The organism is Bacillus sp. GMs2/2, from assembly GCF_050172095.1.
Lineage (GTDB): Bacteria > Bacillota > Bacilli > Bacillales > Bacillaceae_G > Bacillus_A > Bacillus_A cereus.
This window is the reverse complement of record NZ_JBNLYE010000217.1, coordinates 1-6,916: the sequence shown is the minus strand read 5'-3', so window position 1 is coordinate 6,916 and position 6,916 is coordinate 1. Positions and strand designations below refer to the sequence as shown.

Sequence of the window (6,916 nt, the reverse complement as noted above, 5' to 3'; positions counted from 1 at the left end):
TTTTCAAAAATAATGGCGATGCCTCAAGAAATGGATAAAAAATAAAAATCATCGGAAACGAAAGCTTTTAAAATCCCGTTCCTAATTTAAAATGTAAAAAGAATGAAATAGTATGGTAGCGGGAAGAAAGTAGTAAAATTAAGCATCCGAGTAGGAGTATAGAGTGATAACATGTTACAATACAGCTAAGAACATGCAATAAAGGAGAGTTTTTTACGTGAAGATTAAAGCAATTGAACCGACGCCAAGTCCAAATACAATGAAAGTTATTTTGAATGAAGTATTACCATCAGGAGCGCGTAATAATTATACAAATGAAAATAAAGAACAAGCACCAATGCAAGTGCAAGAAATTTTGAAAATTGAAGGCATTAAAGGTGTATATCATGTAGCCGACTTTTTAGCAGTGGAGCGAAATGCGAAGTATGACTGGAAAGTTTTATTACAACAAGTTCGTGCTGTTTTCGGCGAAGAAGTAGTGGAAGAAAGTGAAGAACAACAACTTGCTCATTTTGGAGAAGTGAAAGTGTTTGTTCAAATGTTCTTTACAATTCCAATGCAAGTAAAGTTAACAGATGGAACGACGGAAGAACGTGTTGGTTTACCTGATCGTTTTAAAGAATCAATTATGAAAGTGCAAATGTCTGCACCAAATGTTGTAAAAGAGCGTAAATGGGTGGAACAAAGTACACGTTACGGTAACTTTGAAGAAATCGGGAAAGAAGTAGTAGAAGAGATTGTTGCTGCTTATTCAGAAGAACGTGTAAATGAAACGGTTAAAGAATTATTAAATCAAGCAGGTGCTGTTGAAGTAACGATCCAAAAGCGTGAGCCATATAAAGTAACAGAAGAGATGATGAAAGATTCTGACTGGAAAAACCGTTTTGCAGCATTAGAACAAATGGATCCTACTGAAGAAGATATTCCAGTGTTGAAGATGGCGTTAGATGATGAAAAAGTTTCAATACGCCGTTTAGCAACAGCGTATTTAGGTATGGTAAAAGGTGATGAAGTATTACCGTTATTATATAAAGCTTTATTAGATCACTCTGTAAGTGTTCGTCGTACTGCAGGAGATTGTTTATCAGATGTAGGTGATCCGGCAGCGATGTTCGTTATGATTAAATCTCTGAAAGATCCAAGTAAATTAGTACGCTGGCGTGCAGCTATGTTCTTATTTGAACTTGGAGATGAAAGTGCGATTCCAGCATTAAAAGCAGCGCAAGATGATCCAGAGTTTGAAGTAGCGATGCAAGCACGTCTAGCATTAGAACGTATTGAAGGCGGAGAAGAAGCAAAAGGTTCTGTATGGAAACAAATGACGGAGTCACGTAAAGGGGAATAATGTATGATTGTTTTCTATGATAGTTGGTGTCCGATGTGTACGGCCGTTGCAGAACGTACGAAAAAATTAGATAAAAAGGGTAAGATGAAATTTGTTTCATTTCGAGATGAAGATGTAGTTGAGAAGTATGAGCTTTCTCAAGAACTACAAAGTAAGATGGAACAAAGACTGTATATTTTTAAAAATAATAAGTGGTATGACGGTATTCAGAGCATAGATGTATTAGCAAAGGCCGTTCCATCTTATTGGTTTGCAGTTCCTTTTATAAAGCTATCTATCGTACTTGGTTTTGGAAGTAAAGTATACGATTATATCGCTAACAATAGAAAACTTGTTCCAGTGGGACATTGCCGCGGTGGGGTTTGTGAAATCCCTACAAAAAAATGAAATCATCGTTATCTTTCTTTTGCACCTATTAATAGAGCGTGATATGATGAATTTGGAATGAAAGTTGAAGGAGAGATTACAAGATGTCAAATGCTTATGAAGAATACATGCGCCAAATGGTAATCCCAATGCGCCAAGAGTTAGTGCGTTCTGGGTTTGAAGAGTTAACTACAGAAGAAGCTGTAACAGAATTTATGGAAAATACATCAGGTACAACTTTAGTAGTTGTAAACTCTGTTTGTGGTTGTGCAGCTGGTTTAGCACGTCCATCAGCAGGTCAAGCGGTTGTTCGTGCTGAAAAACAACCTGATCATCTTGTAACTGTATTCGCAGGTCAAGATAAAGATGCTACTGCAAAAATGCGTGAATACTTCGGAGAAATTCCTCCATCTTCACCATCTATGGCATTATTAAAAGGAAAAGAAGTTGTTCACTTCATTCACCGTCATGAAATTGAAGGTGCAACTATGGACGAAATTATTACGAACTTAGAACAAGCTTTCGAAAAGAATTGCTAAAGAAGGGGGAGAGTAAATCTCCCTCTTTTCTTTATATAGAGGTGAAACAATGATCGTAACAACAGCAGGAAGAACGAACAAAGAAATGACAGATTATGCAAACGAGGTAGCAGCAGAATTAAATGCTTCTTTCGTTAAACGTAATGACATACCAGTACATAAGCTACATGAGCAGTATGAACAAGATGTGCTTGTCGTAGGGAAGAACCGATTAGCTATTTATCCAAAAGGTACGGAAGAATCGTTTTTCTTTCATCCGAACTCAGCGATGTTTCGTGTGAAAAGGTTAATGCGTGGAGAACACGATCCGTTTGTACAAGCCACGCAATTAGAGAGAGGAATGACAGTGTTAGATTGTACGCTCGGGATGGCATCAGATAGTATTGTAGCTAGTTATGTTGTTGGTGAAAGCGGAAAAGTAACAGGACTTGAAGGCAATGAGTATATGGCTTATATTATGGAAAATGGTTTGAAAACATGGTCTTCATCCGTTTCTGAAATTGATGAAGCAATGCAAAGAATCCAAGTAAAGAAAACGGAGCATTTTTCATTTTTAGCGCAATGTGAAGACAATAGTTACGATGTCGTTTACCTTGATCCGATGTTTGAAGAAACTGTCATAGAATCCGATGGAATTAAAGGATTAAAACACTTCGCTTTGTATCATGATATTACTGACGAAACAATTGCGGAGGCAAAACGAGTGGCGAGAAAACGTGTCGTTTTAAAAGATCATTTTCGTAGTTCTAGATTTGAAAAACACAATTTTTATGTATACAAAAGAAAAAGTGCTAAGTTTCACTTTGGTGTAATTGACCCTTGCTAATTGTTTGAAAAGATGTATAATAAGCAATAATTAAATATACTGTCTGTGATGAAGAGAGTAGTCTTTTTTAGAAGGAAAGCGAGCTAGGGATGGTGTGAGCCTAGTACGGAAGAAAAAGGTGAAGCGCACTTCGGAGATGCTTCTTGAACGAATAGTAGAGAAAGCCGAGGCCCCCTGTCCTCGTTATAAACGGGAAAGTGGTTCGTAACGAACAACAAGGGTGGTACCACGGGTTAAAACTCGTCTCTTTTTTAGAGACGAGTTTTTTGTGTTTTAAAAAATAAGGAGGTTGTATCATGGATTATAAAATGCAGTTTGCGGAAAGTTTATCTAATATTTTCACGAATGAATTAACGCAAAAACAAATTTTAGATTTAATTGAAACACCGAAACAAGATGAATTTGGAGATGCAGCGTTCCCATGCTTTTCATTAGCGAAGCAATATAAAAAAGCACCAGCTCTTATCGCAAAGGAAGTTGCTGAGAAATTCAATGATCCGTTTTTTACGAAAGTAGAAGCCGTTGGTCCTTATGTAAATGTATTTTTCAATCGTGAAACTGTAAGTGATGCAGTATTAAAAACAGTTTTAGCGGAGAAAGAAGAGTTCGGTCAAAACCACTTTGGCTGTGAAAAAACAGTAGTAATTGATTATTCCTCTCCTAATATCGCGAAACCTTTTTCGATGGGACATTTACGTTCTACAATGATAGGAAATTCGCTGAAACATATCGCTGAAAAATGTGGCTATGAAGTTGTAGGGATTAATTATATAGGAGATTGGGGAACACAGTTTGGAAAGTTAATTACGGCTTATAAAAAATGGGGAAATGAAGCAGTAGTTAAAGAAGATCCAATACGTGAGCTATTTAAGTTATATGTTCAATTCCATGAAGAGGTAAAAGACGACGAAGAACTAGAAGAAGAAGGACGTGCTTGGTTTAAGAAATTAGAAGAAGGTGATGAAGAAGCGGTAGAGCTTTGGAATTGGTTCCGTCATGAGTCCCTTAAAGAATTTTCTCGCATTTATGAACTTCTCGGTGTAGAATTTACTAATTTTCAGGGAGAAGCATTTTATAATAATTTAATGGAAGATTTTATTGGGATTTTAGAAGAACATGAGTTGCTTGAAGAATCAGAAGGTGCATTAGTCGTTAATTTAGAAGAAGAAGGAATGCCGCCTTGTTTAATTAGAAAATCAGATGGTGCGACGATTTATGCAACGCGTGACTTAACGGCAGCTTTATATCGTCAAAACACTTATGGGTTTGATAAAGCGCTATATGTTGTTGGTCCAGAACAAAGCTTACATTTCAATCAATTTTTCACCGTATTAAAAAAACTTGGCTATACTTGGGTTGATGGTATGGAACACGTACCGTTTGGCTTCATTTTAAAAGATGGTAAGAAAATGTCGACACGTAAAGGAAGAGTTATTTTACTTGAAGAAGTACTCGAAGAAGCAATCGAACTTGCAAAACAAAATATTGAAGAGAAAAATCCAAACTTAAAACAAAAAGAAGAAGTAGCAAAGCAAGTCGGTGTTGGTGCAGTCATCTTCCACGATTTAAAAAATGAGCGTATGCATAATATCGAATTCTCATTAGAAAATATGCTGAAATTTGAAGGAGAAACAGGACCTTACGTACAGTACACACATGCACGTGCTTGTTCTATTTTAAGAAAAGAAAGTGTAGAATTTGAAACATGTACATTTGCTTTAAAAGACGATCATAGCTGGAGTGTCGTAAAATTACTTAATAAATTTCCTAAAGTAATTGAAGCGGCTTTCAATAAAAATGAGCCATCTATTATTTCGAAATATATATTAGATGTAGCACAATCATTCAATAAATATTACGGTAATGTTCGTATATTAGAAGAGAGCAAAGAAAAAGACAGCAGACTCGCATTGGTTTATGCTGTGACGGTTGTATTAAAAGAAGGATTACGTTTACTTGGGGTGGGGGCACCTGAGGAGATGTAACATAGTAGTAAACTGACAAACTGGGTCTAGTATAAACCTGGTTTGTTTTTTTATTGGATATATATTTTTTTTGCAAAATCAATTAAAATCTTTTTAGAGAGGGTGATTCATATTGATTCGAACTTTTATTTTACAAATTCCTTGTCATAGAAGATTAGATAGGAGTTTTTTTAAACTACAAAAGTACATACCTTTATGTGCGCATTGTACAGGCATGCTCATTGGTATTTTAATGTTTCCAATTTATTTTTATATGACACCTTCATTTCTTTTGGCAATCATACTATCATTTTTCGCTCAAATTCCGTTACTTATCGATGGGTTCACCCAAAAGTGGAAATGGAGAAGTAGCTCAAATTTGCTAAGAATAACTACTGGTGTATTAAGCGGTAATGGTATGGGATTATTCATTTCCTCTAGTGTTATATGGATATTATCTTAAGATATATAGTAATGGAGGTATTTACATAGATGTTCTGGATTTATTTAATTCTAATTTTTATTTCAGGCGGAAGTGGAATTGGTTTTATGACTCAAAATAAGTATACAGAAGCAATAATAGCTTTTGTTATTTGTATACTATTGTTTGGGCTACTGTATTATTATCTTAAAAGAAACAAAAGAAAGAGAAAAGCAGATTGTCACGATTTAGACTGTACGGATTGTTTTCATTGTGATTGTACTTGTTAAATTTTTCTTCCAAATAAAAAGCTAGTGTATTATTAAAAATACACTAGCTTTTTTGCTTTGAAATTTTAAGAAAAGTGTAGGAATACGGCTATTATATAGAGAACTTTAGTTTTGTATATAAAAGGAGGCGTTAGATGTTGGAAACGTATGATTGGAACAATAAACTAACATATTTAAAAAACACGAGAGATTTATATTACAACGACGATTATGTAAGCTTTTTAGTAAATACAGTTTGGAAGATTACTAAGCCTGTACATATCGTTGATTACGGTTGTGGATATGGTTATTTAGGATTAGTATTAATGCCATTACTCCCAGAAGGTTCAAAGTATACAGGTATTGATAGTGGAGAAACATTATTAGCTGAAGCCAGAGAGTTGTTTCGTTTACTTCCGTATGATTCAGAATTTCTTGAAGGAGATGCTACAGAAATTGAACTGAACGATAAATACGATATAGCAATCTGTCATGCTTTCTTATTACATATGACTACTCCAGAAACAATGCTACAAAAAATGATACATTCAGTTAAAAAGGGTGGAAAAATAATCTGTTTTGAACCACATTGGATTTCTAATATGGCTTCTTATTTACTAGATGGGGAGAAACAATCGGAATTTATTCAGCTAGGTGTTTTGCAGAAGTTATTTGAAAGTGATACGCAAAGAAATGGTAAAGATGGCAATATAGGCATGAAAATACCGATATATTTAAGTGAATTAGGTGTGAAAAATATTGAATGTAGAGTAAGCGATAAAGTGAACTTTTTAGATTCAAATATGCATCACAATGATAAAAACGATTTGTATCAATCATTAAAAGAAGAGGGGATTGCAGGTGATCCGGGTGATAAGCAACAATTTGTAGAACGTTTAATAGCCAGAGGATTAACATATGATAATGCGCTAGCTCAATATGAAGCTGAACTACGATTTTTTAAAATATTTCATGTGTATTCTTCTTTTGTATACGCTCCCAATATGAAAATTACATTTGGTGACATAGTTTGTTAAAAGGTATGATGTATAAGGATTGTCGTTTAATGTCGATAAGTCGATATTCGACATATAATCGCTGATAAATGTTAAGAATCGGTCGATATAATTTGAAAATCGCCGATAAAATGAAAGAATCGCTGATATATTTGAATTATCGCCGATAT

General features: G+C 34.8%; 8 protein-coding genes and 1 other annotated feature. All 8 genes read left to right on the top strand.

Annotated features, from left to right (window positions below):
- Positions 1–217: 217 nt before the first annotated feature.
- The 8 genes from ACQGS6_RS20370 (at position 218) to ACQGS6_RS20335 (ending at position 6,767) form a co-directional block, all read left to right on the top strand.
- Positions 218–1,345 carry a conserved virulence factor C family protein gene (locus tag ACQGS6_RS20370; protein WP_030025504.1) on the top strand — a complete coding sequence of 376 codons (1,128 nt, stop codon included), beginning with the start codon at positions 218–220 and terminating at the stop codon, positions 1,343–1,345.
- Positions 1,346–1,348: 3 nt separating this feature from the next.
- Positions 1,349–1,732, top strand: a complete 384-nt coding sequence (locus tag ACQGS6_RS20365) for a thiol-disulfide oxidoreductase DCC family protein (protein ID WP_000634874.1) — start codon at positions 1,349–1,351, stop codon at positions 1,730–1,732.
- Between the two features lie 83 nt (positions 1,733–1,815).
- Positions 1,816–2,250, top strand: coding sequence for a BrxA/BrxB family bacilliredoxin (locus ACQGS6_RS20360; protein ID WP_000063706.1), 435 nt, complete (start codon positions 1,816–1,818; stop codon positions 2,248–2,250).
- Positions 2,251–2,299: 49 nt separating this feature from the next.
- Positions 2,300–3,076 carry a class I SAM-dependent methyltransferase gene (locus tag ACQGS6_RS20355; protein WP_087967905.1) on the top strand — a complete coding sequence of 259 codons (777 nt, stop codon included), beginning with the start codon at positions 2,300–2,302 and terminating at the stop codon, positions 3,074–3,076.
- Between the two features lie 36 nt (positions 3,077–3,112).
- Positions 3,113–3,327 (top strand) — a binding site (T-box leader).
- A gap of 45 nt (positions 3,328–3,372) precedes the next feature.
- Positions 3,373–5,061, top strand: coding sequence for an arginine--tRNA ligase (argS, locus tag ACQGS6_RS20350; protein ID WP_426965493.1), 1,689 nt, complete (start codon positions 3,373–3,375; stop codon positions 5,059–5,061).
- Positions 5,062–5,173: 112 nt separating this feature from the next.
- Positions 5,174–5,503, top strand: a complete 330-nt coding sequence (locus ACQGS6_RS20345; RefSeq protein ID WP_426965492.1) for a DUF2085 domain-containing protein — start codon at positions 5,174–5,176, stop codon at positions 5,501–5,503.
- Between the two features lie 29 nt (positions 5,504–5,532).
- On the top strand, positions 5,533–5,751 hold the full coding sequence (locus ACQGS6_RS20340; protein WP_426965491.1) for a hypothetical protein: 219 nt from the start codon (positions 5,533–5,535) through the stop codon (positions 5,749–5,751).
- Positions 5,752–5,888: 137 nt separating this feature from the next.
- Positions 5,889–6,767, top strand: coding sequence for a class I SAM-dependent methyltransferase (locus ACQGS6_RS20335; protein WP_033685790.1), 879 nt, complete (start codon positions 5,889–5,891; stop codon positions 6,765–6,767).
- The last annotated feature ends 149 nt before the right edge of the window (positions 6,768–6,916 follow it).

Bases quoted from the DNA above. Each gene is read 5' to 3' on its own strand.
- ACQGS6_RS20355 (WP_087967905.1), top strand. From the start codon at position 2,300: ATGATCGTAACAACAGCAGGAAGAACGAACAAAGAAATGACAGATTAT.
- ACQGS6_RS20365 (WP_000634874.1), top strand. From the start codon at position 1,349: ATGATTGTTTTCTATGATAGTTGGTGTCCGATGTGTACGGCCGTTGCA.
- ACQGS6_RS20360 (WP_000063706.1), top strand. From the start codon at position 1,816: ATGTCAAATGCTTATGAAGAATACATGCGCCAAATGGTAATCCCAATG.
- argS (WP_426965493.1), top strand. From the start codon at position 3,373: ATGGATTATAAAATGCAGTTTGCGGAAAGTTTATCTAATATTTTCACG.
- ACQGS6_RS20340 (WP_426965491.1), top strand. From the start codon at position 5,533: ATGTTCTGGATTTATTTAATTCTAATTTTTATTTCAGGCGGAAGTGGA.